This window comes from Blastomonas sp. SL216, assembly GCA_026625625.1.
Classification (GTDB): Bacteria; Pseudomonadota; Alphaproteobacteria; order Sphingomonadales; family Sphingomonadaceae; genus Blastomonas.
Genome location: CP113055.1, coordinates 2,775,555 through 2,797,835 on the forward strand (window position 1 = coordinate 2,775,555; position 22,281 = coordinate 2,797,835).

At 65.2% G+C, this 22,281-nt stretch carries 25 protein-coding genes; 13 read left to right on the plus strand and 12 right to left on the minus strand.

Annotation, left to right across the window (positions count from 1 at the left end):
• The first annotated feature begins 8 nt into the window (after positions 1-8).
• The 5 genes from OU999_13060 (at position 9) to OU999_13080 (ending at position 3,852) form a co-directional block, all read left to right on the plus strand.
• A complete protein-coding gene (locus OU999_13060; GenBank protein ID WAC22675.1) occupies positions 9-647 on the plus strand; it encodes an outer membrane lipoprotein carrier protein LolA in 639 nt (212 codons plus the stop codon).
• 283 nt (positions 648-930) lie between these two features.
• The gene (locus tag OU999_13065) at positions 931-1,737 is read left to right on the plus strand and encodes an exodeoxyribonuclease III (protein WAC22676.1); all 807 of its coding nucleotides are present in this window, start codon (positions 931-933) and stop codon (positions 1,735-1,737) included.
• Positions 1,738-1,765: 28 nt separating this feature from the next.
• Positions 1,766-2,815, plus strand: coding sequence for a GTP cyclohydrolase II (gene ribA / locus OU999_13070; protein ID WAC22677.1), 1,050 nt, complete (start codon positions 1,766-1,768; stop codon positions 2,813-2,815).
• Positions 2,812-3,336 (plus strand): L,D-transpeptidase family protein, encoded by a 525-nt coding sequence (locus OU999_13075; protein ID WAC22678.1) that lies wholly within the window; start codon positions 2,812-2,814, stop codon positions 3,334-3,336. Before ribA ends, OU999_13075 begins: the two co-directional genes overlap by 4 nt.
• 60 nt (positions 3,337-3,396) lie before the next feature.
• Positions 3,397-3,852: an SMI1/KNR4 family protein gene (locus OU999_13080; GenBank protein ID WAC22679.1), complete on the plus strand. Its 456-nt coding sequence runs from the start codon at positions 3,397-3,399 to the stop codon at positions 3,850-3,852.
• Between the two features lie 275 nt (positions 3,853-4,127).
• Here the strand turns inward: OU999_13080 and OU999_13085 are convergent, their stop codons facing one another.
• The 5 genes from OU999_13085 to OU999_13105 all read right to left on the minus strand — a co-directional run bounded on the left by OU999_13085 (position 4,128) and on the right by OU999_13105 (position 9,256).
• Positions 4,128-4,889 carry a response regulator transcription factor gene (locus OU999_13085; GenBank protein ID WAC22680.1) on the minus strand — a complete coding sequence of 254 codons (762 nt, stop codon included), beginning with the start codon at positions 4,887-4,889 and terminating at the stop codon, positions 4,128-4,130.
• Positions 4,879-5,991: a histidine kinase gene (locus tag OU999_13090; protein WAC22681.1), complete on the minus strand. Its 1,113-nt coding sequence runs from the start codon at positions 5,989-5,991 to the stop codon at positions 4,879-4,881. The genes OU999_13085 and OU999_13090 overlap by 11 nt, the downstream gene beginning before the upstream one ends.
• A gap of 105 nt (positions 5,992-6,096) precedes the next feature.
• A complete protein-coding gene (ggt, locus tag OU999_13095) occupies positions 6,097-7,824 on the minus strand; it encodes a gamma-glutamyltransferase (protein WAC22682.1) in 1,728 nt (575 codons plus the stop codon).
• Positions 7,825-7,866: 42 nt separating this feature from the next.
• The gene (locus OU999_13100; GenBank protein ID WAC22683.1) at positions 7,867-8,073 is read right to left on the minus strand and encodes a DUF2061 domain-containing protein; all 207 of its coding nucleotides are present in this window, start codon (positions 8,071-8,073) and stop codon (positions 7,867-7,869) included.
• Between the two features lie 151 nt (positions 8,074-8,224).
• Positions 8,225-9,256, minus strand: a complete 1,032-nt coding sequence (locus OU999_13105) for a quinone-dependent dihydroorotate dehydrogenase (protein ID WAC22684.1) — start codon at positions 9,254-9,256, stop codon at positions 8,225-8,227.
• A 119-nt stretch (positions 9,257-9,375) separates the two neighbouring features.
• Between OU999_13105 and OU999_13110 the strand changes: the two genes are divergently transcribed.
• Positions 9,376-11,184 (plus strand): DUF885 domain-containing protein, encoded by a 1,809-nt coding sequence (locus OU999_13110; GenBank protein ID WAC22685.1) that lies wholly within the window; start codon positions 9,376-9,378, stop codon positions 11,182-11,184.
• 299 nt (positions 11,185-11,483) lie between these two features.
• Complete coding sequence (locus tag OU999_13115; protein ID WAC22686.1) at positions 11,484-12,323, plus strand: helix-turn-helix domain-containing protein; 840 nt, start codon at positions 11,484-11,486, stop codon at positions 12,321-12,323.
• A 9-nt stretch (positions 12,324-12,332) separates the two neighbouring features.
• Here OU999_13115 and OU999_13120 read toward each other — a convergent pair whose 3' ends face one another.
• Positions 12,333-12,749 (minus strand): ATP-binding protein, encoded by a 417-nt coding sequence (locus OU999_13120; protein ID WAC22687.1) that lies wholly within the window; start codon positions 12,747-12,749, stop codon positions 12,333-12,335.
• Between the two features lie 44 nt (positions 12,750-12,793).
• On the opposite strand from OU999_13120, the gene OU999_13125 reads away from it, so the two are divergent.
• The 3 genes from OU999_13125 (at position 12,794) to OU999_13135 (ending at position 15,567) form a co-directional block, all read left to right on the plus strand.
• A complete protein-coding gene (locus tag OU999_13125) occupies positions 12,794-13,228 on the plus strand; it encodes a FecR family protein (protein ID WAC22688.1) in 435 nt (144 codons plus the stop codon).
• Positions 13,225-13,827: an OmpA family protein gene (locus OU999_13130; GenBank protein ID WAC22689.1), complete on the plus strand. Its 603-nt coding sequence runs from the start codon at positions 13,225-13,227 to the stop codon at positions 13,825-13,827. Before OU999_13125 ends, OU999_13130 begins: the two co-directional genes overlap by 4 nt.
• A gap of 69 nt (positions 13,828-13,896) precedes the next feature.
• On the plus strand, positions 13,897-15,567 hold the full coding sequence (locus tag OU999_13135; protein ID WAC22690.1) for a formate--tetrahydrofolate ligase: 1,671 nt from the start codon (positions 13,897-13,899) through the stop codon (positions 15,565-15,567).
• 42 nt (positions 15,568-15,609) lie between these two features.
• On the opposite strand, the gene OU999_13140 is transcribed toward OU999_13135, so the two are convergent.
• Positions 15,610-16,290, minus strand: a complete 681-nt coding sequence (locus OU999_13140; GenBank protein ID WAC25427.1) for an OmpA family protein — start codon at positions 16,288-16,290, stop codon at positions 15,610-15,612.
• Positions 16,291-16,506: 216 nt separating this feature from the next.
• Between OU999_13140 and OU999_13145 the strand changes: the two genes are divergently transcribed.
• Complete coding sequence (locus OU999_13145) at positions 16,507-17,820, plus strand: hemolysin family protein (protein ID WAC22691.1); 1,314 nt, start codon at positions 16,507-16,509, stop codon at positions 17,818-17,820.
• 15 nt (positions 17,821-17,835) lie between these two features.
• Here the strand turns inward: OU999_13145 and bamE are convergent, their stop codons facing one another.
• Positions 17,836-18,339, minus strand: coding sequence for an outer membrane protein assembly factor BamE (gene bamE, locus OU999_13150; protein ID WAC22692.1), 504 nt, complete (start codon positions 18,337-18,339; stop codon positions 17,836-17,838).
• Positions 18,340-18,544: 205 nt separating this feature from the next.
• Between bamE and OU999_13155 the strand changes: the two genes are divergently transcribed.
• Both OU999_13155 and OU999_13160 read left to right on the plus strand, forming a co-directional pair.
• On the plus strand, positions 18,545-19,072 hold the full coding sequence (locus tag OU999_13155; protein WAC22693.1) for a ubiquinol-cytochrome C chaperone family protein: 528 nt from the start codon (positions 18,545-18,547) through the stop codon (positions 19,070-19,072).
• Positions 19,072-19,602: a DUF177 domain-containing protein gene (locus tag OU999_13160; GenBank protein WAC22694.1), complete on the plus strand. Its 531-nt coding sequence runs from the start codon at positions 19,072-19,074 to the stop codon at positions 19,600-19,602. Before OU999_13155 ends, OU999_13160 begins: the two co-directional genes overlap by 1 nt.
• Before the next feature lie 88 nt (positions 19,603-19,690).
• Here the strand turns inward: OU999_13160 and OU999_13165 are convergent, their stop codons facing one another.
• From OU999_13165 to OU999_13180, 4 genes are all read right to left on the minus strand, one after another.
• Positions 19,691-20,989 carry a hypothetical protein gene (locus OU999_13165; GenBank protein WAC22695.1) on the minus strand — a complete coding sequence of 433 codons (1,299 nt, stop codon included), beginning with the start codon at positions 20,987-20,989 and terminating at the stop codon, positions 19,691-19,693.
• Between the two features lie 100 nt (positions 20,990-21,089).
• Positions 21,090-21,452: a 50S ribosomal protein L20 gene (rplT, locus tag OU999_13170; GenBank protein WAC22696.1), complete on the minus strand. Its 363-nt coding sequence runs from the start codon at positions 21,450-21,452 to the stop codon at positions 21,090-21,092.
• A 43-nt stretch (positions 21,453-21,495) separates the two neighbouring features.
• Positions 21,496-21,699, minus strand: coding sequence for a 50S ribosomal protein L35 (gene rpmI / locus OU999_13175; GenBank protein ID WAC25428.1), 204 nt, complete (start codon positions 21,697-21,699; stop codon positions 21,496-21,498).
• Between the two features lie 132 nt (positions 21,700-21,831).
• On the minus strand, positions 21,832-22,209 hold the full coding sequence (locus OU999_13180; protein ID WAC22697.1) for a VOC family protein: 378 nt from the start codon (positions 22,207-22,209) through the stop codon (positions 21,832-21,834).
• Positions 22,210-22,281: the final 72 nt, after the last annotated feature.

Consider the following 22,281-nt stretch of genomic DNA (forward strand, 5'->3'; position numbering starts at 1 on the left):
AGACCCCGATGAAATCCGTTGCCGCCGTGCTGCTTGCCAGCGCGGCTGTTGCCATGCCTGCCGCCCTGCCCAGTGCAGCGATCGGCCAGCAGGTGGGCCAGGGCGGCGAACTCGCGCAGGTCTCGCGCCATCTCAAGGCCATGCAGTCGCTGCGCGCCAGCTTCACCCAGACCGACCGCAGCGGCCAGACACTGACCGGCACGCTGACGCTCAAGCAGCCCGGCCGCATCCGCTTCGAATATCAGAAGGACGCGCAGCTGCTGATCGTCAGCGATGGCCGCGCGCTCACCATGATCGACTATCAGGTCAAGCAGGTCCAGCGTTGGCCGATTCGCAACTCGCCGCTCGGCGCGCTGCTTGATCCCAATCGCGATCTCACCCGCTATGGCAAGGTCGTCCCCACCGGCGATCCCGCTGTGGTCAGCATCGAGGTGCGCGACCCCAAGCGCCCCGAATATGGCGTGATCACCCTGATCTTCACCCGCAGCGCCTCGGCCCCCGGCGGGCTGTCGCTGGTCGGCTGGGTCGCGCTCGATTCGCAGAACAAGCGGACCACGATTCGCCTTTCGGGCCAGCAATATAATGTCGCAGTCGCGGACAGCGCCTTTGCCTGGACCGATCCGCGCGGCAAGGGCCCGCGGCGGTAAGGCATCCGCGTACCCTCGCCCTGACGAACCGACCCACGGTATCGATGAGCTGCGAAAGATTCTCAAATCCGTTCACATGGCAGACAGGGTTGGCGCATTAAAACCAATCTCGAAGACGGCGATGAGGTTTCCCCCTGTTACCTGATCGAACCACCGGCTTCACCCAAGCGTGACGAACGCAACAAAGAACCCTCGTTCCAATGCCCCCGGGACGAGGGTTTTTTGCGCCCTGTCCCACGTTTAGGGCTTGGGTTTGGGGGAATCGCTGGTTAGAGCCTCTGCCATGGCTGCCCCTATCAAGATCGCTTCGTGGAACATCAACTCGGTCCGTTTCCGGCTGGCCTCGGTCCAGCGGTTCCTGGCCGAAGAGCAGCCCGACATCCTGTGCCTTCAGGAAACCAAGGTGATCAACAACGACTTCCCCGAAGGCCCTTTTCGCCAGCTCGGCTATAATTTCCAGAAGCTGCACGGACAGCCGATGCACCACGGCGTGGCGATCATCAGCAAGATGCGGCTGAGCGAGGATAACCGGCTCGACTGGCAGGCCAATGGCGAGGCGCGGCATATCGGCGTCAGCATCACCGGCCCGCTGGGCGGCACGGTGCGGCTGGAAAATGTCTATGTTCCCGCAGGCGGCGAAGTGCCCGATCGCGACGTGAACCCCAAATTCGGCCAGAAGCTCGACTTTCTCGAGCGCATGACCCAATGGTCGCGCGGGCTCGATGGACGCACGATCATCCTGGGCGATTTCAACATCGCCCCGCTCGAATCAGATGTGTGGAGCCACAAGCAGCTCATCAACACCGTCAGCCACACCGCGATCGAGATCGAGCGGCTGAAGGCGATGCAGGACGCCCATAACTGGGTCGATATCGGCCGCAAATTCTACCCCGCGCCCGAACGGCTCTACACCTGGTGGAGCTATCGCGCGCGTGACTGGTCGGTATCCGACAAGGGCCGCCGCCTCGACCATATCTGGGTCTCGCCTGACATCGTCGACACGGTGAAGAGCCATCGCGTGGTTGAACCGTGCCGCGGCTGGGCACAGCCCTCCGACCACGCACCGCTGATCAGCGAGTTCCTGTTCTGATGGGACGCGCCTGCCGGTATCCGGTGCCATGAACGCGCGCGCTGCGGCCCGGGCGCTCGATGCGCTGGCCCGGGGCTGGGACATTATCGTCGAGAGCGAGAGCGGCAGGCTTGCGCTGCGCCCGGTCGAAACCGGCGGCGCGCCATTGGGACACAACCGGCAGCTGCTGATCTCCGCCGCACGCGCGATTACCTTGAAGCTCGCCAACCAGAAAGAGGCCGCACGCCCCGATGCGCCGGTGCTGATCGCGGTGCCCGGAGAGCTCGACAGCGCCCGTGCGGTTGCGATTGCCGATCCCTCGCTCGATCTCGCGCAGCCGATGAAGGGGCCGTTTGCAGCCCAGCCGCTGCCCGCGCCAGAGGCCGCCGAAGCCGCGATGCAGCTCGCGCGGCTCGCCGGATTGCTGCCCGCCTATCATCTGCTTGGGGCCAGCGAGGCCGATTTCGACGCGCCGGTCGTCACCCCCGGCGATGTCGCCGCTTATGCCGACCCGGCGCAGCTGCGCATCGCGGCGCGCGCGCGGCTGCCGGTGAGCGCGAGCGAGAGCGCCGAGATCGTCGCCTTCCGCTCGGATGCCGATTTTCACGAGCATGTTGCGCTGATCGTCGGCACGCCCGATGACAGCATTCCCGTCGTGCGGCTGCACAGCGAGTGCCTGACTGGCGATGTGTTCGGCAGCCTGAAATGCGATTGCGGGCCGCAGCTGAACGGCGCGCTGCACGCGATGGCGCATGCGCGCTGGGGCATATTGCTGTACCTGCGCCAGGAAGGGCGCGGCATCGGCCTGATCAACAAGCTGCGCGCCTATCAGCTGCAGGACCAGGGGCATGACACGGTCGATGCCAACAATCGGCTCGGCTTCCCCACCGACGCGCGCGATTTCGCGGTGGCGGCGCAGATGCTGAAGGCGTTGCGCGTCCCCGCGATCCGGCTGATGACCAACAATCCGGAGAAGCAGGCGGTGCTGGCCAGCCTGGGCGTCGAGATTGCCGAGCGGCTGCCGCTGCAAATCGAGGCCAATCCGCATAACGCGCGCTATCTGGTCACCAAGCGCGACCGCACCGGCCACCAGCTGTGAGCGACACAGTGTTCGTCGATACGGCGGCACTAACCGTTACGCTGGGCGACTGGACCATCCCCTGCACCATCGGTCGCAGCGGCGCGTGTGCCGCCGATGCCAAGCGCGAGGGCGACGGCTGCACCCCGATGGGCATCTGGCCGATCCGCGCCGCGCTCTTCCGCCCCGGCCGCAGCAGCCCTCCGCCGGGTCTCGCGCTGCCCTGGCGCTGGACGAACGCACAAGACGGCTGGTCCGACGACCCCGCCGACCCCGCGTATAACCGCCCCGTCCGCCTGCCGCATCCCTTCAGCGCCGAGACGCTGCAACGCGAGGACATGCTCTACGACATGGTGCTGGTGCTGGGCCATAACGATGCGCCCCCGGTCCCGGGCGCAGGCAGCGCGATCTTCTTCCACCTGTGGAACGAGGCCAAGCTGGCGGCGGAGCGCAGCACAGAGGGCTGCGTGGCGATTGCGCGGGCAGATATGGAGACACTGCTGCCGATGCTCAGGCCGGGAATGGTGCTGGAGATCGGGTGAGCGAAACTAGCGGATCAATGCGTCTTTCCGCATCGGCTTGCACCATGTTAGTCCTACTGCATGAGTATGGACCGCTTTATTTCCCTATGGACACATCCGGGCTATCCGCCCGAGGCGGTTTCTGAAGAGGAGCTGAAACAAACTGAAGCTCGCCTTCATACGCATCTGCCGTCCGACTATCGAAGTGCGGTGTGTCAGTATGGCCTCCCGAACCCAGTTGGTGCCCTTCTGGACGCGATCGTCGACCGAGAGCTCGATCAGAAAGATGTGAGCGAATTTCTCACGCCATCTGATATCATTGACGTCACCCTAGAATGGCGCGATCTGGGTTTGTCCGAGGAACTCGTCGCCTTTGCTACCGACTGCATCGGTAACCTGTTCTGCTTTCCAACAGCCCCAGACATCCGTGATTGCCTCCCGGTAATTTGGTTCAACCATGACGACGCCACGATAGATATTGTCGCTCCTTCATTTTCCGAATGGATTGATGCGTTCTGCAGGATTTTGCAGCATTGAGCGAAACGTTCCGGTCCAGAACCGCCTGAGGCGAAGCTCGTTTGAGGATTCGAGCCCCTACCCCGCTCAGCCTGAGCCTGTCGAAGGCCCCGCTATACGGCCAGCGTGGGCGCGGGTCCTTCGACTTCGCGGGCTCAAGCCCGCAGCTCAGGATGAGCGGAGGTGGGTAAGATGTGCCTTTCGCGAGGCGGATTGAAGGCCAGCCAGGAGTGGTAAGAGCAAGCGCGTTCCCCTCCCTTGCAGGGAGGGGAGCTCATCGCGCGAGGGGCCGCCCCCTAGCGCCCCGCCATTTCCTTCACCCGCGCCAGATACGTCCGCCCCACCCTGAGCTCGCTGCCATCGGCAAGGCACGCGAACCAGACGCCGCCGCCATTGTGGCGCAAGCTGGTGATATAATCGTTGCGCACGATGTGCGAGCGGTGGAGGCGGACGAAGCGCGCCGGGTCTAGCCGTTCCTCGAGCGTCTTGATCGTCTCGTGCATCAGATAGCTTCGCGTGCCGACATGCAGCCGCATGTAATCGCGCTCGGCATCGATGCGTTCGATCAGGTCGGCGTCGATGCGCTTCAATTCGGAGCGATGCGGCACCCAGAATTCGCGCACCCAGTCGCCTTGCGCCGCTGCCGGTGGCTCGGGATTGGCGAGCACCGCGCTGCGGCGTTCGAGGACGCGGGCGACCGCGCGTTCGAGCCGGTCGGTGGCGACGGGCTTGAGCAGATAGTCGATCGCGGCGAGGTCGAACGCCTCGACCGCGAACGCCTGATAGGCGGTGACGAAGATGATCGCGGGCGACTGCCCGGTCTTGCCGAGCGCGCGGGCGACGCCCATGCCATCGAGGCGCGGCATGTTGATGTCGAGAAACACCAGTTCGGGCTTCAATTGTTCGGCCAGGCGCAGCGCGGATTCGCCATCGCTCGCGGTGCCGACCAGGCTGATCCGCGGCAGCCGCGCGCACAGCAGTTGCAGCCGCTCGACCGCCAGCGGCTCGTCATCGACGATCATGGTGCGCAGCGGCGCGGTCTCGGTCTCAACAGTCATGGCGCACCGCCGGCAGGGTCAGTTCCACCACAAAGCCTCCTTCAAAGGGAACATGCCATTCGATCCGCGCCGCGCTGCCATAGCGCGCGTCGAGCCGGTCGCGGACATTGGCAAGCCCGATGCCGCTGCCCTTGTCCGAATCGGTCGGGATGACATCGCCGTCATCGCTCACCATCAGGTGCAGCACGCCATCGGCCTCGCGCGCGCCGATGCGGATGGTGACGGGGCGCGTCGCGCGGGCAACGCCATATTTGATCGCGTTCTCGACCAGCGGCTGCAGGATCAGCCCGGGCACGCAGCAGCCCATCAGCGCATCGGGCACATCGATCTCGATCTTCAGCCGGTCGGGAAAGCGCACCTCCTCGATTGCGAGATACAGTTGCTGCAACTGCACCTCGTCCTCCAGCGGCACATCGTCGAGCGGATCGCCGGTCAGGCTGGTGCGGTAGAAGGTCGACAGGTTCAGGATCATCGATTCGGCCTCTTCGGGCCGGTTGCGCAGCACCAGCGTGGAGAGCGAGTTCAGCGTGTTGAACAGGAAATGCGGGTTCACCTGATAGCGCAAGCTGCGCAGCTCGGCCTGCTGCGCGGCCTGGGCAAAGCGCGCGGCCTTGCGCTCGGCGGTGCGGACCTCGGCGGCATAGCTGAGCGCGAGATAGAGCATCGCCCAGGACATCAGGAAATAATAGCTGGAGATCGCGAATTCGAGCACGTTGGCGACCGGATCGAGCGTGACGATATTCTCGGCCAGCTCGTTATCCTGAAACACGCTCATCGGATCATAGATGTTGAACGCGAAATAGTTGAACACCGAGATCGCCAGCGCAGCGGGCACCGCGCCGACACAGGCGGCGATGATACGCGGGGTGAGCGGCTTGTCCTCGAACCAGCGCAGCCCGAAATACATCGCGACATTGACCAGCACGCCGAACAGCGTGACCGCGACGCGGCGCACCACCAGCTCTTCCTGGGCGGGAAAATCCAGCACCGCCGCGCGCAGCGTGACGATGATCATGTAGAACAGCCAGAATCCCAGGATCGAGAGCAGGGCCACCTGCTGGTCGACACGGGGGCGGGCTTGGCGGGGAACGGGCAAGGTCATCACAAGCATCATTAACCTGCGATGACCCGCCTGTCTGCCCCATGGCCTTATGCTGGTCGAAGCCCGCGTCTCTTTGGTCGAAAGCGCGACGGCCCCTGGCCCCGGTTATTCGGCGAGCGCGATGCCCGGGCTGCGCGGGTCGGCATAGCCGGTCCAGCCCTTGCCGTTGAACTGCGCGGCGTTGAGCTTCGATCCCAGATCATCGACCACCACCGGCTGGCCAAAGGCGGCGAGCGCCTCGTTCATGCCGCCGAGCGGCGTCTTGCCCTCGACGATCAGCGAGCCGCCGCCGAAATAGATATTGGGTAGCGCCAGCGCCTCGCCTGCGGGAAGCTTGAAGTCGATCACGCCGATCAGCGCCTTGGTGACGTGCATGATGATGCGCTTGCCGCCCGCCGAGCCGACCGCGAGCACCGGTCGGTCCTGCGCATCATAGACGATATGCGGCGACATCGACGACAGCGGCCGCTTGCCCGGCTGCACCCGGTTGGCGACCTTCTTGCCGTTCTTCTCCGGCGCGAAGGTGAAATCGGTCAGCTCGTTGTTGAGGAAATAGCCATTGGCGATCAGCTGGCTGCCAAAGGGGCCCTCGACCGTCGAGGTCATGCTGACGATATTGCCGGCACCATCGACCGCAACGAAATGCGTCGTGCCCGCAACCTCGCTCGAGGCGGCGGTGGTGCGCAGCTCTGCCCCCGGCGGGGTTCCCGCCTCGTAGCTGTTGAGCGCCCTGGCCGGATCGATCAGCGCAGCACGGCTCTTGACATAGGCCGGGTCCAGCAGGCCGTTGACCGGCACCGAAACGAAATCGGCGTCGCCCAGATAGGTTTCGCGATCGGCATAGGCGAGTTGCATAGCCTCGCCGATCAGGTGCCAGGTCCCGGGATTGTCCTGCCCCATCGCGCCGATATCGTGCGGTTCGAGCATGCCCAGGATCTGCTGCACCGTGGTCGCGCCCGAAGACGGCGGGCCCATGCCGCAGATCTTGTAGCCGCGATAGCGCGAGCAGACCGGTGGGCGCTCCTTGGCCTTGTAGGCGGCCAGGTCCGCCAGCGTCATCGGCACCGGGTTGACGCTCGCCTTGCTGACCGCATCGGCCAGCGCCTGGCCATGCTTGCCCGCATAAAAGGCGTCGGGGCCGTTGCTGGCCACCGCGCGCAGCAGCTCGGCTAGCGCAGGATTGGTGACGCGATCGCCGACCGTCTTGGGGCCGGTCGCGTTCCAGTAGATCGCGCGCGCATCGGGGAAACGCGCCCAGATCGGTGCCAATCGCGCCAGCGCCTTGGCCAGCGCATCGTTGACGACAAAGCCCTCGTCCGCCAGCCGGATCGCCGGGGCGAACAGCTCGGCCCAGGGCAGCTTGCCCCATTTCTGGTGCGCCAGCGCCATCAGCCGGATATTGCCGGGCACGCCGACGCTGCGCCCGCCCTGGAACGCCTCGATAAAGGGCAGCGGCTTGCCGTCCGCGCCCAGCAACAGGCTTTCGCTCGCGGATGCAGGCGCCATTTCACGCCCGTCGATCGTGGCCAGCGTCCCCGTCGCTGAATCATGGTGCAGCATCAGCCCGCCGCCACCGATGCCCGAACTTTGCGGCTCGACCACGGTCAGCGCCAGCATCATCGCCATTGCGGCATCGGCAGCCGAACCACCCTTGCGCAGCATCTCCTGCCCGGCTGCGGTCGCGCGCGGGTCGGCCGAGGAGACCACGCCCTTGCCCAGCGGCGCGGTGGCAGAGCTGTCCTGCGGCGCGCCGGTCTGCGCATGACAGGCGATGGAGAGCGAAGACAGCGCCAGAGCAGCTGCGGCGAGGACGGTGCGGGGAATGAAACTCATCGCCGCGTTATAGCGCGAGAGGCGGGTGCGACAAGGCTTGGCTCAGGTCGCCGCGAGCGCCATCGTGGCGGGGGGCTTGGCAGCCCAGAGCTTCTCGTGAAAGAAGAAGGCGACGGCGTTGACCACCGGCTCGATAATGGCGAGGCCGCCCGCGATCTCGATCGATCCGGTAAAGGCATAAGCGACCGAGAAGCCGATGGTGAGGTGCACCGCCAGATAGCTCAGGGTCTTGGCAAGGTCGCGCGGCATTTCGATACTCCTGTACGGCAAGACAGGAGGTATTGATAATCATTTGCATTTAAATCCGCAAATGAGCGTTTTGCGCGAACGTGATCGACGGGTTCGATCAATTCAGGCGGCTCTTGGTTGGTTTCACGCGAAGACGCGAACCCCACACCCCTCAGTCTGCGCCGACCGCCTCGCTCAGCGTCGCAAAGCCATCGCGCTGCAGCAGCGCCTTCAGCCCGCGATTGATGCGCGCGGCCAGGCCCGGCCCTTCGTACACCAAAGCCGAATAAAGCTGCACCAGCGAGGCCCCGGCGCGGATGCGGGCATAGGCATCCTCTGCGCTGGCGATGCCGCCCACCCCGATCAGCGGAATGGCGCCACCGCTGGCTTGCCGGAAATCCCTGAGCCGCTGCTGCGCCAGATCGCGAAGCGGTGCGCCCGACAGCCCGCCTGCCTCGCCCGCATGGCGTGACCGGAGCGCCGGGCGCGAAATCGTGGTGTTCGACACGATCAGCGCATCGAGCCGCTTGTCCATCGCGATGCGGGTAATGTCGTCGATATCCGCCGGTTCCAGATCTGGCGCGAGCTTGAGGAAGACCGGGCAGCTGTGCGCGCCCCGCGCCTCCTGCACGGCATCGAGCAAGGCCGCCAGCGCGCCGGCATCCTGCAGCGCGCGCAGGCCCGGCGTGTTGGGCGAGGAGATGTTGACCGTGAGGTACCGCGCGAGCGGCGCCATGGTCTGCGTCATTACCGCATAATCGGCAATGCGATCGGCAGAATCCTTGTTCGCGCCGATATTGACGCCGATGATCCCGGCGCGGCCCTGCCCCGCTTGCAGCCGGGCGACGACAGCATCCGCGCCGTCATTGTTGAAGCCCATGCGGTTGATCACCGCCTTGTCCTCGACCAGCCGGAACAGCCGCGGGCGCGGATTGCCCGCCTGGGGCAACGGCGTCACCGTGCCGATCTCGACAAAGCCGAAGCCGAAACCGAACATCGCGTGCGGCGCTTCGGCATTCTTGTCGAAGCCGGGGGCAAGCCCGACCGGGGCCGGGAAATCAAGCCCCGCCACCTGCATGGCCAGCACCGGATCGGGCGCAGGCGGCGCGGAGGCAGGCGCAAGGCGGAGCGCGGCGATGGTCAGCCGATGCGCGGCCTCGCCATCGAGCAGATACAAGGCGGGCCGGGCGATCGAGAACAGCATGGCCAAGCCTATGGCTTTGCGACGGGCCGATGGTCAAGCGGCGGTGGCACGGTTTACCCATCGGGCCTGTCTGTATACGTTCGGGCCCAACCCTCTTCGAAACAAAGGAAAGCCGCCTGATGCTGCTGCGCCCGATTGCCCTTGCCCTTTGCCTTGCCGCCAGCCCGATGGCGCTTGCCATGCCCGCCAGCGCGCAGGATGCGCCTGCCCAGGCGCAGGCACAGAATGCTGAACTCGCTGCCTTTTTCGACCAGGTCGATGCCGACAATCTCGCTGCCTCGCCGCAGGGCAAGGCCTATCGCGGCGTGCGCGACGGCGATTACGGCAAGTGGAACGACCCCTCCGACGCAGCGGAGATCGCCGATTTCGAACGCGGCCAGAAGGCGCTGGCGACGATGAAGGCACGGTTCGACCCGGCACAGCTCTCGCCCGAGGATCGTCTGAGCTACCGCCTGTTCGAATATCAGGCCGAACGCGCCGCACGCGTGCATCCGTATCGTAAGAACGAGTATATCTTCGATCAGATGAACGGCGCGCAGAGCCAGATGCCCGCCTTTCTCATCAACATCCACCGCGTGGCCAGCAAGAGCGATGCGGAAAGCTATGTGCAGCGGCTGCAGGCCATGGGCCCGCAGATGGACGGGCTGATCGCCGAAGCGCGGAGCCGGGCCGATGCGGGGGTGATGCCGCCCAAATGGGTCTATCCCTTCGTCCTCGACGATGCGCGCAACGTCATCAAGGGCGCGCCGTTCGATGAGGGGGCGCCCTCCACGCTGCTCGCCGACCTTGCCAAGAAGGTCGAGGCGCTCGACATTGCTGCGCCTGAAAAGGCCGCGCTGATCGAGGCCGGACGGCAGGCGCTGCTGAGCAGCGTCAAGCCGGCCTATCAGCGGCTGATCGCCGAGATGGAGCGGCAACAGGCGATCGCGCCTGCCGATGACGGCATCTGGCGGCTCAAGGACGGCGCGGCTTATTACGCGCAGCTGCTCGCCAACTACACCACCACCGATCTCAGCGCCGACCAGATCCACCAGATCGGCCTCGACAATGTCGCGCGCATCCATGGCGAAATGCGCGTCATCATGGACAAGGTTGGCTTCAAGGGCAGCCTGCAGGACTTTTTCGCCTTTGTCCGCACCGACGACCGCTTCTATTTCAAGACGCGCGAGGACTATCTCACCACGGTCGATGCCAGGCTGAAGGCGATGCAGGCAAAGCTGCCCGAATATTTCGGCACGCTGCCCAAGGCGCCGCTGACGGTAAAGGCGGTGGAAGCGTTTCGCGAGAAATCGGCGGGCAAGGCCTTTTACCAGAGCCCCGCGCCCGATGGCTCACGCCCCGGCACCTATTATGTGAACCTCTACAACCTCAAGGACATGGCCTCGACCGAGCTTGAGGCACTGGCCTATCATGAAGGCGTGCCCGGCCATCACCTGCAGCGCGCGGTGCAGACCGAGCTGGGCGATCTGCCCCCGTTCCGCCGCTTTGGCGGGGTGACCGCCTATACCGAAGGCTGGGGCCTTTATTCCGAGGAACTGGGCAAGGACATGGGCTTTTACCAAGACCCCTATTCCGATTTCGGGCGGCTGGGCATGGAGCTGTGGCGCGCCTGCCGCCTGGTCGTCGATACCGGTATCCACCACAAGCGCTGGAGCCGCGAGCAGGCGATCCAGTATCTCACCGACAACACCCCCAACCCGCCGGGCGATATCTCCAAGGCGATCGAACGCTATGTCGTCTATCCGGGCCAGGCGACGGCGTACATGATCGGCAAGCTCAAGATCATGGAACTGCGCGAGAAGGCGCAAAAGGCGCTCGGCGCGAAGTTCAGCTTTGCCCGGTTCCACGATGCCGTCCTGCAAAGCGGGCCGGTGCCGCTGACGGTGCTGGAGGAGCGGATCGACAGCTGGATCGGGACGGGCGGCTGAATCCCCCGTATTTGGGGGAGTTTTGGGCAGCCCTTCGATTTTGCACGATTTTTCAAGATGTCGAATCTGTCCAATCGTCCGAATTTGCAACCGACTATATACCGCCTTGCGACCCGAAGGGCTCAAGGCGGAGACGCCAAGAGTTCTTTTCCTAAGAGGCGATCCTGCTTTTTTGCGGGGTCGCCTTTTTTTTGGTCCGAAATGGAGCTATACCCCAATCCGGGTCGACATAAGGATAAACCGGCGAGGGGACGATGGCGCAGACGCTACGCCCGTCGAACCGGTATTTGGGGTCGCCAATGCCACATCTCGAATACGCCCTGCCGGGCGAATCGCTACGAGAGTTTGTTTCCGTCTATTACCGCTTCAACTGCCCCGAGCCTTTCGTGGCAGATGGAGAGCGAGCGGCGATTGCACAGCTGCGGCTGGGCACGTGCGGGCGGGTGACGATGCATTTCCCCGATGGCAGCTCCACCACCTGCACCGGCGCGGTCGTTTGCGGCCCCACCACGGCTGCCGTGCGATTCGAGATCGAGGGGCCGTTCCACATGTTCGGCATGGGGATCACCGCTGCCGGATGGGGCGCGCTGACCCAGGCGAGCGCAGCCGATTTCGTCGACAGGATCGTGCCCGCATCGACCATCTTCCCCAATATCGACCAGCGGCTCGAGCTGTTGCGTACGCTCGATTCGCTACCGCAGATGTGCGCTGCGGCCGACGAGGTGCTGCAGGGGTTCATCGAACAGGCATCGCCTGAGATGGTGGCCTTTACCCGCATGGTCGATGCCTGGCTGGCCTCCTCGGTCTCGCCGATGGTGACCGACCTGCATGCGCAGAGCAAACTGTCCGAACGCCAGCTGACCCGCCGGGTGAAGCAGCTCTACGGCATGCCGCCCAAATATCTGTCGCGCAAATATCGCGCGCTGCGCGCCGCGCGATCGCTGATCGATGCCGAGCCCGACGAGGCGGATTTCCTGCGCGATGCGTTTTACGACCAGTCGCACATGATCCGCGAGCTCAAGCTGTTTGCCGGAACCACGCCGACCCGGCTGCGATCGGGCGAGGGTGAGCTGGCGCGGATGATCGACCAGCGCAGCCAGCTGAAAGGTGCGATCAACCCGCTGGTGGCCGAAACCTGAAAGCAGCGCTCAGCCGAGCAGCACCAGCTCGAGCAGGTTGAAACCCTCTTCGCGGCGGTAATCGGCAATCTCGGCCCAGGCGCGGATCATGGCGAGGCCCGCGCCGCCGCCGCGCTCCATGTTCGGCATGTCGGACATTTCGGCCGCGCGCGGATCGAACGGACAGCCATTATCGGCGAGCAGGATGCACACGCCCGCCGGGTCACGCTCCAGCGCCAGCCAGCCGCACAGACCGCGTTCTGCCCCGCCATGCTCGTAAACATTGGTCACGGCTTCCTCGACCAGCACCGCAAGCTTTGCACCCTGGACCGGGGCAAGGCTATGCTCGGCGCTGAAGGCCTGTGCCAATGCCACCGCGCGATGTACCGATTCGGGACCATTGGCATCCAGATCGCAGCGATACGGTTTGAAATTGCGCGCAGTCATGGTGCAGGTTATGCCATGCTGGCGGGCAAGAGGGGATGCATATTATGAAATGCGCACTGCTTGTTACATTTTCGCTGCTGGCCATGACGGCTCAGCCGGCCTGGGCCGATATCGGCCGGGTCAAGAAAAGCGCCGGCATCGCCTCGATCGAGCGCAAGGGCGCGCGCGTCAACCCTGCTGTCGGCACGGCATTGCTGCCGGGTGACGTGCTGGTCACCGGCAAGGGCGGCCAGATTGCGGTATCCTTTGCCGACAACACCCGCTTTTCGGTCGGCCCCAACAGCCGCATCGCGGTCGACAAGTTCGATTTCGACCGCACCACGCGCAGCGGCACCTTCGAGACCCGGGTCGAGCGCGGATCGCTCGGCGTCGTTTCGGGCCAGATCGCCAAATCGCGCCGCGACGCGATGAAGGTGCGCACGCCGACATCGCTGCTCGGGGTGCGCGGCACCCGCTTCATCATCAACGTGCCCGAATGATGCGCGCGGGGGGTATTTCGATCGCGCTGCTGCCGCTGATGCTGGCGGGCTGCGCGGGACCATCGCTGCTGCTGCTCGACAATGAGGACGGATCGACCGAAGGCGCGCTGGCCGTGATCGACGAGGGCTGCGGCAATCCCGACGGATCGACCATTGCCGGATCGTTCACCCGCACCAAGCTTTCCGGCTGCGCGCCGCGGCCCAAGGGCGTGGGACAGGCCGGGTTGAAGCCCGACGAACGCAGCCTGATCAACGATCTGCCGCCGCCGCCTGCACGCTTCATCATGTATTTCGTCCCCGATACCACCGATCTGGCACCCGGGTCGGAGGGAATGATCGATGCGCTCGCCGAGCATTTCAAGGCGCGTCCGGGAGCGGAGATCGAGATCATCGGCTATACCGATACCGTCGGCAAGGAAGGGTATAATCTCACCCTCTCGCAAAAGCGCGCCGACGAGATCAAGGTGCGGCTGGTAGAGCTGGGCTTCCCGCCCGAGGTGATCACCACCACGGGTCGCGGCGAAACCGAGTTGCGCTTTCCCACCCCTGACGAAACCGAAAATGGCGGCAACCGCCGGGTGGAAATCATCGTCCGCTGACCATCGGTGCTTGCCTGTCCGGGCATGACCGTTACCAACGATGCCTCACGCTCGTTTTGCAGAGGCCCGATGCTCACCGATATCCAGATTTCGCGCGCCGCCAGTCTGAAGCCCATTGCCGGCATTGCCGATTCGCTGGGGCTCGATCCGCAGGCGGTCGAACCTTATGGCCATTACAAGGCCAAGATCGACCTCAAGACCGCCGGGCTCGATAGCGCCGGCCCGCGCGGACGGCTGATCCTGGTCACGGCGATCAACCCCACGCCTGCGGGCGAAGGCAAGACGACGACATCGGTCGGGCTGGCCGATGCGCTAAACCGGATCGGCCACAAGACCGTGCTCGCCCTGCGCGAACCCTCGCTTGGCCCGTGCTTCGGCACCAAGGGCGGCGCGACCGGAGGCGGCTATGCGCAGGTCGGGCCGATGGAAGACATCAACCTGCACTTTACCGGCGATTTTCACGCGATCACCTCTGCGCACAATCTGCTTTCGGCGATGATCGACAACCATATCCATTGGGGGAATGCGCTCGATATCGACGTGCGCCGCGTGGTGTGGCGGCGCGTGCTCGACATCAACGACCGGGCGCTGCGCTCGATCACCCAGTCGCTGGGCGGGGTCGGCAACGGCTTCCCGCGCGAAAGCGGGTTCGACATCACCGTCGCGTCCGAAGTCATGGCCATCCTGTGTCTGGCGCGCGATCTGGAAGATCTGGAAGAGCGGCTGGGCCGCATCGTCATCGGCTATACCCGCGCCCGCCAGCCGGTGACAGCCAGCGACCTCAAGGCCGCAGGGGCAATGGCGGTGCTGCTGGCCCAGGCGATCAAGCCCAATCTCGTCCAGACGCTCGAGGGCAATCCGGCGCTGCTGCATGGCGGGCCGTTCGCCAATATCGCGCATGGCTGCAATTCGGTGATCGCGACACGCGCCGCCCTGGCGCTGGGCGATTTCGTGGTGACCGAAGCCGGGTTCGGCGCGGATCTGGGGGCGGAGAAATTCTTCGACATCAAGTGCCGCCAGGCCGGGCTTAAGCCTGCCGCTGCGGTGATCGTCGCCACGGTGCGCGCGCTCAAGATGAACGGCGGCGTCGCCAAGGCCGATCTGGCCGGCGAGGATGTCGAGGCCGTCCGCCGGGGCAGCGTCAATCTGGTCCGCCATATCGAGAATGTCCGCCAGTTCGGCGTGCCCGTGCTGGTCGCGATCAACCATTTCCACAGCGACAGCGATGCCGAGATTGCAGTGCTGCACGAGGTTGCAGAGGCGCAGGGGTGCGAGGCGCATCTGTGCCGCCACTGGGCCGAGGGTGGCGCGGGCGCGGAAGGCCTGGCGCATGCCGTCGCCCGGGTCACCGCCAGCGACGAGGCTCGCTTCCAGCCGCTCTATGCTGATGACCTGCCGCTGATCGCCAAGATCGAGACGGTTGCCAAGCGCATCTACCGCGCCGAATCGGTCTCTGCCACCTCGGCGGTGCTGGCACAGCTCCAGCGCTGGGAAGAGGCAGGCTATGGCCATCTGCCGGTGTGCATGGCCAAGACGCAGTACAGCTTTTCCGCCGACCCCGCGCTGCTGGGCGCGCCGACGGGCCATGTCCTGCCGGTGCGCGAGGTGCGGCTGAGCGCGGGTGCGGGTTTTGTCGTCGCGATCTGCGGCGAGATCATGACCATGCCCGGCCTGCCCCGTGTCCCGGCAGCCGAAAGCATCCGCTTCGATGCCGAAGGCGAGATCGAAGGCCTGTTCTGACGAGCTTCCCCCTCCCGCGAACGGGAGGGGAAAAACCTGGTATCAGCCGTTCACGTCGGCCTGAGTCACCGGCACGATGCGGATTTCGACGCGGCGGTTCTGCGCCCGGCCGTCTTCGGTGGTGTTCGACGCCACCGGCTGCGATTCACCGAAGCCGCGCGTCGCCAGACGCGCCGACTGCACGCCGCGGCTCGAAAGATAGCTCGACACCGACTGCGCGCGGCGCTCGGACAGCGTCTGGTTATACGCATCGCTGCCCGTCGAATCGGTATGGCCGTACACGTCGATATAGGTGCTTTCATACTGGACCAGCGTCGAGGCGACGTCGTTCAGCGTGTTGCGGAACTCGGGCTTCACCGCCGAGCTGTCGACATCAAAGGTCACCTGGCTGGGCATGTTGAGCAGCAGGCTGTCGCCATCGCGGACGACATCGATGCCGGTTCCGGCGGTCTTCTGGCGCAGCTCGCGCTCCTGCTGGTCGAGATAATAGCCGATGCCTGCACCGGCGACTGCGCCGATGCCTGCACCGACGATCTTCTCGGTGCGATCGCGGCGACCGCCGACGATATCGCCCAGCAGATAGCCGCCCAGCGCGCCGCCGATGCCGCCGATCGCCGTGCGGCTGATGCGCTGCTGGCCGGTCTCCGGATCGGTCACGCAGGCGCCGAGCGCCAGGCTGGCCAGGCCGGCAAAGGCTGCGATACGGATGGTCTTGCTGTTCATCATGTGCTCCCGCGATAGGTCATTGGTCTCACGGACGCGTCGCTGCGTCTCATCCGCTTATTCGGTTTGGCGGCTGAATGGTTCCCGAACCCAAATGTAACTTCGTTTAATTTCCGCGCCGGGCGCGAGCGGCCAATGGCTTCATTGCAGGTGCGAAAGCACGTGACACACCGCGCGCCTGCGATATAGGGTGTCAGCTTAACCCCATAAGGCCCGATGGACCCTCTTCCCCCCTTTCCCTGGCTTGATGTCGTCATCATTCTGGCGCTGATCGTGCTCAACGGCGTGTTCGCGATGTCGGAACTGGCGATCGTTTCCGCGCGCAACGCGAAGCTGGAGGCGATGGCCCGCGATGGCAGCAACGGTGCGCGCACCGCGCTGCGGCTAGGGTCTGACCCGGGCAAGTTCCTCTCCACCGTCCAGATCGGCATCACGCTGATCGGCATTCTCGCCGGTGCATATTCGGGCGCAAGCCTGGGCGCCCCGGTGGGTGAACGGCTGGCGCTGGTCGGCGTGCCGGCCGATGTCGCCGATAGCGCTGGCTTTGCGCTGGTCATCGGCGTGACCACCTATCTGTCGCTGGTCATCGGTGAACTCGTCCCCAAGCAGTTTGCGTTGCGCAAGGCCGAGGAACTGGCGGTGATCATGGCGATCCCGATGGACCTGATGGCGCGTGGCGCCGCGCCCCTGGTGTGGCTGCTCGACCGGTCGAGCGCGCTGATCTTCCGGCTGCTCGGCCTCAACCGCGAATCGGAAAACATCGTCACCGCCGAAGAGCTGCAGATGATCTTTGCCGAGGCGACCAAATCGGGCGTGATCGAGGAATCCGAACGCGCGATCATCTCGGGCGTCGTCCGCCTCGCCGACCGCCCGGTGCGCGAGGTGATGACGCCGCGGACCGAGGTCGACTGGCTGCCTGCCGAGGCGGGGCTGGACGATCTTCGCCGGATCATGACCGAATCCCCGCACAGCCGGCTGCCCGTCGCCAATGGCTCGGTCGATGCGATCATCGGCATCGTCACCGTCCGCGACCTGCTGACCGCGATCATCGAAGGTGCGCCGCTGGATCTGGCCGCGCTTGCCCGCACCGCGCCGATCGTGCCCGACCGGCTCGATGCGATGGATGCGCTCAAGGCGCTGCAAAAGGGCGAAGTGCCGATGGCGCTGGTGCATGACGAATATGGCCATTTCGAAGGCCTGGTCACCCCCGCGGACCTGTTGCAGGCTCTGGTCGGCGATTTCGCGTCGGACCAGGGCGAAGGCGATTCGCCGATGGTGGTCGTCCGCGCCGATGGCAGCCTGCTGATATCGGGCGCGCTGCCCGCCGATGCCATGGCCGAGCGGCTGGGCATGACGCTGTCCGAGGATCGCGATTATGCGACGGCGGCAGGCCATGTGCTGCACTGCCTGCGCCACCTGCCCAAGGAGGGCGAGGTGTTCAACGATCAGGGGTGGCGGTTCGAGATTGTCGACATGGACAATCGCAAGGTCGACAAGCTGCTGGTCAGCCGGATCGACGAGACCGACTGACCGGTTGACGCTCGCTTATTGCGGAGCGCCGCCTGCGCCCGCACCCGGCGCGCCGACCGCGCCGATATTGCCGAACAGATCCTGGAAGAAGGTGCGGTTGCGGCCCAGCGTCGGCGTCTTGTCGCCATCGGGATCGACCTTCGCGACCTGGTCCAGCCCGGTGAAATCGACCGCCGCGACATTGCCGGTCTGGTCGAACTTCACCCGCATCACCTGCTGCGCGGTCGGGCGCGGATTGGCAAAGGCGAGCTGGCGCGTATCGCGCGCGAAATAATACCATTCGCTGTCGCCGAACTGGCCGGTAAAGGTCGGACGGCCCAGCGTGCGCTCCACCGACTGGCGGTTGTCCACGCCCGGCAGGATCTGGCTTGCCAGCGTCTGGTCATAGATAAAGCCCTGATGTCCGCGCAGCTGGCCGCAGCCTGCGAGAAGCGGCAGGCAGGCCACCATCAGCCCCAGGGCAGCGCGTGATCGCAGGCGACGGGGCGCGCGGAGGGTCTGGGCTTTGCTGGTCATCATTCTTCCTTGGCGGTCAATCCGCTGTTCCTGCGGCGGTCTGGCGACGGGGCCCGGCCCTGTTCCCAAGCCCATTACCATCTCTTGCAACTTGCCGTTGCCGCCTCAATATGCACTAAGCCGCTGCATCACAAGTAGCCAATGAATTGTGGCTTAACGCCGCATTCCTCTCCTGCATCACGCCAGACCCCTGAAGAGGCTAGACCCGATGTCCGTCCTTTCCCGATTGTTCAGCCGCAAGGACCCGCGCGAGATCGCGCGCAGCGCCTATGACCGCATCGTCGCGCTGGGGCGCGACCCTTATTGGTATCTCGATGGCCAGGTGGAAGACAGCGTCGATGGCCGGTTCGAGGCGGTGACGATGGTGCTGGCCGCTGTCCTGCTGCGCCTGGAAAATGACGACGCCGATCCGAAGGTACGCCAGTTTTCGGTGTTCCTCGCCGAACTGTTCGTCGACGACATGGACGGACAGCTGCGCCAGAACGGCGTCGGCGATCTGATTGTCGGCAAGCATATCGGCAAGATGATGAGCGCGCTGGGCGGGCGGCTGGGGGCCTTTCGCGAGGCGCTGGCAAGCGGCGACGGGGCACAGCTTGGCCAGGCGCTGCGCCGCAACCTCTATCGGGACGCACCGGTGGAAGAGAGCGCCGTTTCCGCCAGCGCCGATCACCTTTCCGCGCTGTATGCGCGCTTGCGCACCGTGCCGGCAGAGGCGGTGATGCAGGGGGCGTTCTGATGCAGGAGCCGACCGAGTTTTCGCGCCCGATCGATCTTCGCGCGCTGCCGCGCCAGATCATCGAGGTCAGCGCCGATGCGCCCGAGCGCGCTGCGCTGGCGCGCCGGTTCGACATTGTCTCGATCACCGCGCTGAAGGCCAGCGCCCAGGTCGAGGAGCGCGCAACGGGCGTCGAGGTTTCGGGCCGGATCGAGGCCGAGCTGGTCCAGGCCTGCGCGATTTCGGGCGACGACTTCCCGGTGGAGATCGCCTCGGACTATCGCCTGCGCTTCCTGCCGGAAAGCGATTACGAGGCAGCGCTTGCCGATTCGGGTGAAGAGATCGAGCTCAGCAGCGAGGATCTCGACACCATCGCCTATACCGGCAGCACCATCGATCTGGGCGAGGCGATCGCGCAGACGCTGGCGCTGGAGATCGACCCTTATGCCGAAGGGCCCGGGGCCGAGGCTGCGCGCGCCGAATATGGCCTGTCCACACCTGAGGCGAGCGGGCCGTTCGCAGCGCTGCAGGCGCTGAAGAAGCAGCCATAGGGCGTTTTCCATCCGGCCGTTGACGGTCGGCGGCTCTTGCGTTGCGGCAACCCCAGATCAGGGCCTTTCCGCGCATCGCGCAAGGGCTTCAGGGCTTGGGCACACCGACATCATCGAGCAGCCGGTCGATCGCCGCCAGCGCGCGTCTGTATTCGGGCGAATCGATATTGCTGTACGTTTGCTCGAACAAGGCGGCATCGATCCCCTCGGGCTTGCTGAGCGCCTCGCGCGCGAGCAGCTGGTCCTGGGTGACCGCAGCGAGCCGCGTCTGGACGAACCGGGCAAGTTGGGGATTGGCGGCAGCGCGCGCGAAACGCTCGCCCGAGCGGTCGGCGGCCAGATCGACAAACGAAAAGCCGCTGCCGCCCTTGAGGCTGTCCGACAGTTCCTTGAACGCGCCCAGCGACTGCGCGACCGATCCGCCCAGGCTGATACCGAGCGCAGCTGACATCGCCCAGTGCTTGGCGAGGTCATTGCGGCCTGCCAGCGTGACCGGCTGATCCGGGTTGGTGCACCGCGCCACCAGCGGCAGCGCAGCGCCCGCCAGCCGGTCGCGATATTCGGGGATCGTCCGCATCGCCACGGCCATCATCAGCCCGCGATTCTGTTCGACAATGGCGAGCTGCGACGGGCGTGGCAGGCTCCAGGCGCGGCGGACGATGGCAGCCAGATCGGCATCGTCGTGCAGCGTCAGCGCGCAATAGGCGCGCGCGACCCAGCCAGGGTCGGTGGCATTGCCGCCCAGCCGCGCCAGCCCGGCCAGGGCGGCACTGCGCCCCGGATGAATGAGCACGACGCGCGCAGCCTCGGGCCCGATCCGCACCAGCGGCAGCGTCTCTTCGAGCGTCTTCGCCTCCGCGCTGTCGGCCTGCACCATCGACCAGCCATGGGTCATCACGATCCGCGTCAGCCAGGCGGGAACAGGCAGATGGCCGATCCTGGCGCGGACCACCGGCAGCGCGCGGCCATCGCCCTCGCTGTGCACGCGTGCCTCGATGTTGAGCCAGGCGCCCAGCGGCAGGCTGCGGCTCAGCCGGGCCACCAGCGCGGGCCGATCCGCGGCGCGGGGCCCTGCGGCCACCAGCCGGGCATCGACGCGGATCGGTGCCATCACCTGGCTGACCAGCGCGGACAGGCCGTCCAGCTCGGGCTGGCGCAAGGTTATGACCTGGCGCTTGCCCGCGACATTCTCATCGCCTGCCACCTGCCGGACGACGCCGCGCGCCAGATCGACATTGCGCGCATCGGGCGGCGTGGGCGGTGGCACCTGGGGTTCGGTGCTGATGGCCAGCAGCACGCAGACCAGAAGCGCGACCGCAAGGAAGCGGAGCGCGGCCAGCCAGCGAAAGCGGGCGGGCGCGGCCTGGGGAGGATCGCCGGAGGTCATGCCATGGCCATGTGGGCCCGGCCCTGCTCCAGGCAAGCAAAAAGCGCCGAAATCACAAGGATTTCGGCGCTTCTCGCAAATGCTTGAACTGCAAGCCGGATCAGGCGGCGGGCAGCGCGGCCTGTGCCTGCTTGACCAGGCCCTTGAACACTTCGCCTTCGTTCATGGCGAGGTCGGCCAGAACCTTGCGGTCCAGTTCGATGCCGGCCAGCTTCAGGCCGTGCATGAAGCGGCCATAGGTCAGGCCTTCCATGCGGGTTGCGGCGTTGATGCGCTGGATCCACAGAGCGCGGAAATTGCGCTTCTTGGCCTTGCGGTCGCGATAGGCATACTGACCTGCCTTTTCAACGGCCTGACGGGCGATGCGGATGGTGTTCTTGCGACGGCCATAATAGCCCTTCGCCTGGACGAGAATGCGCTTGTGCTTGGCGCGGGTGGTAACACCCCGTTTGATGCGTGCCATGAGTTATATCCTTGTGAAAATCGAGAGAAGGGGTCCGGCGGGATCAACCCAGGCCGTAAGGAGCCCATTTCTTGATGGTCTTGGCATCGGCGTCCGAAATGACGCTGGTGCCGCGATTCTGGCGGATATACTTGGCATTGTGGCTGATCAGCCGGTGACGCTTGCCAGCGACGCCGTGCTTGATCTTGCCGGTGGCGGTGAGCTTGAAGCGCTTCTTCACACCGCTCTTGGTCTTCAGCTTGGGCATTTTGGTCTCCTTCATGGAAGTCCGTACACAAGCGAACATGGCAGCCCATAACCAGCCAGCCCGCTTATTCGGAAGCGTGCGCGCCTAGCGGGATTCTGCGCCAATTGCAAGGCACAGAATCCCACAAAGGGCTTAGAGCCGGTGCATCGCGCAGATCTTGTTGCCGGCAGGGTCGCGCAGATAGGCGAGGTACAGCTTCATGCCGGCGCCTTCGCGCACGCCCGGCGGGTCTTCGATCGCGGTGCCGCCATGTGCCAGGCCCGCTTCATGCCAGGCATCGCAGGCCTCGCTCGAGCTTGCGGCAAAGCCGATGGTGCTGCCATTGCCGCAGCTTGCCGGCTGGCCGTCGATCGGCTTGGTCAGCAGGAAAAGCCCGCCATTGTTCATGTAGATGACGCGGCCCTTGGGGTCGACCATTCCGGGCTTGCCGCCCAGCGCAACCATGGTCGCATCGTAGAACGCCTTGGACGCCTCGATATCGTCTGCGCCCAGCATGACGTGTGAAAACATGGAACTCTCCTGTTGTTAACCGGCCAACTCTTAACCGGGTGATTAATGGCGATGGACAAGCCGTCCGGCCCC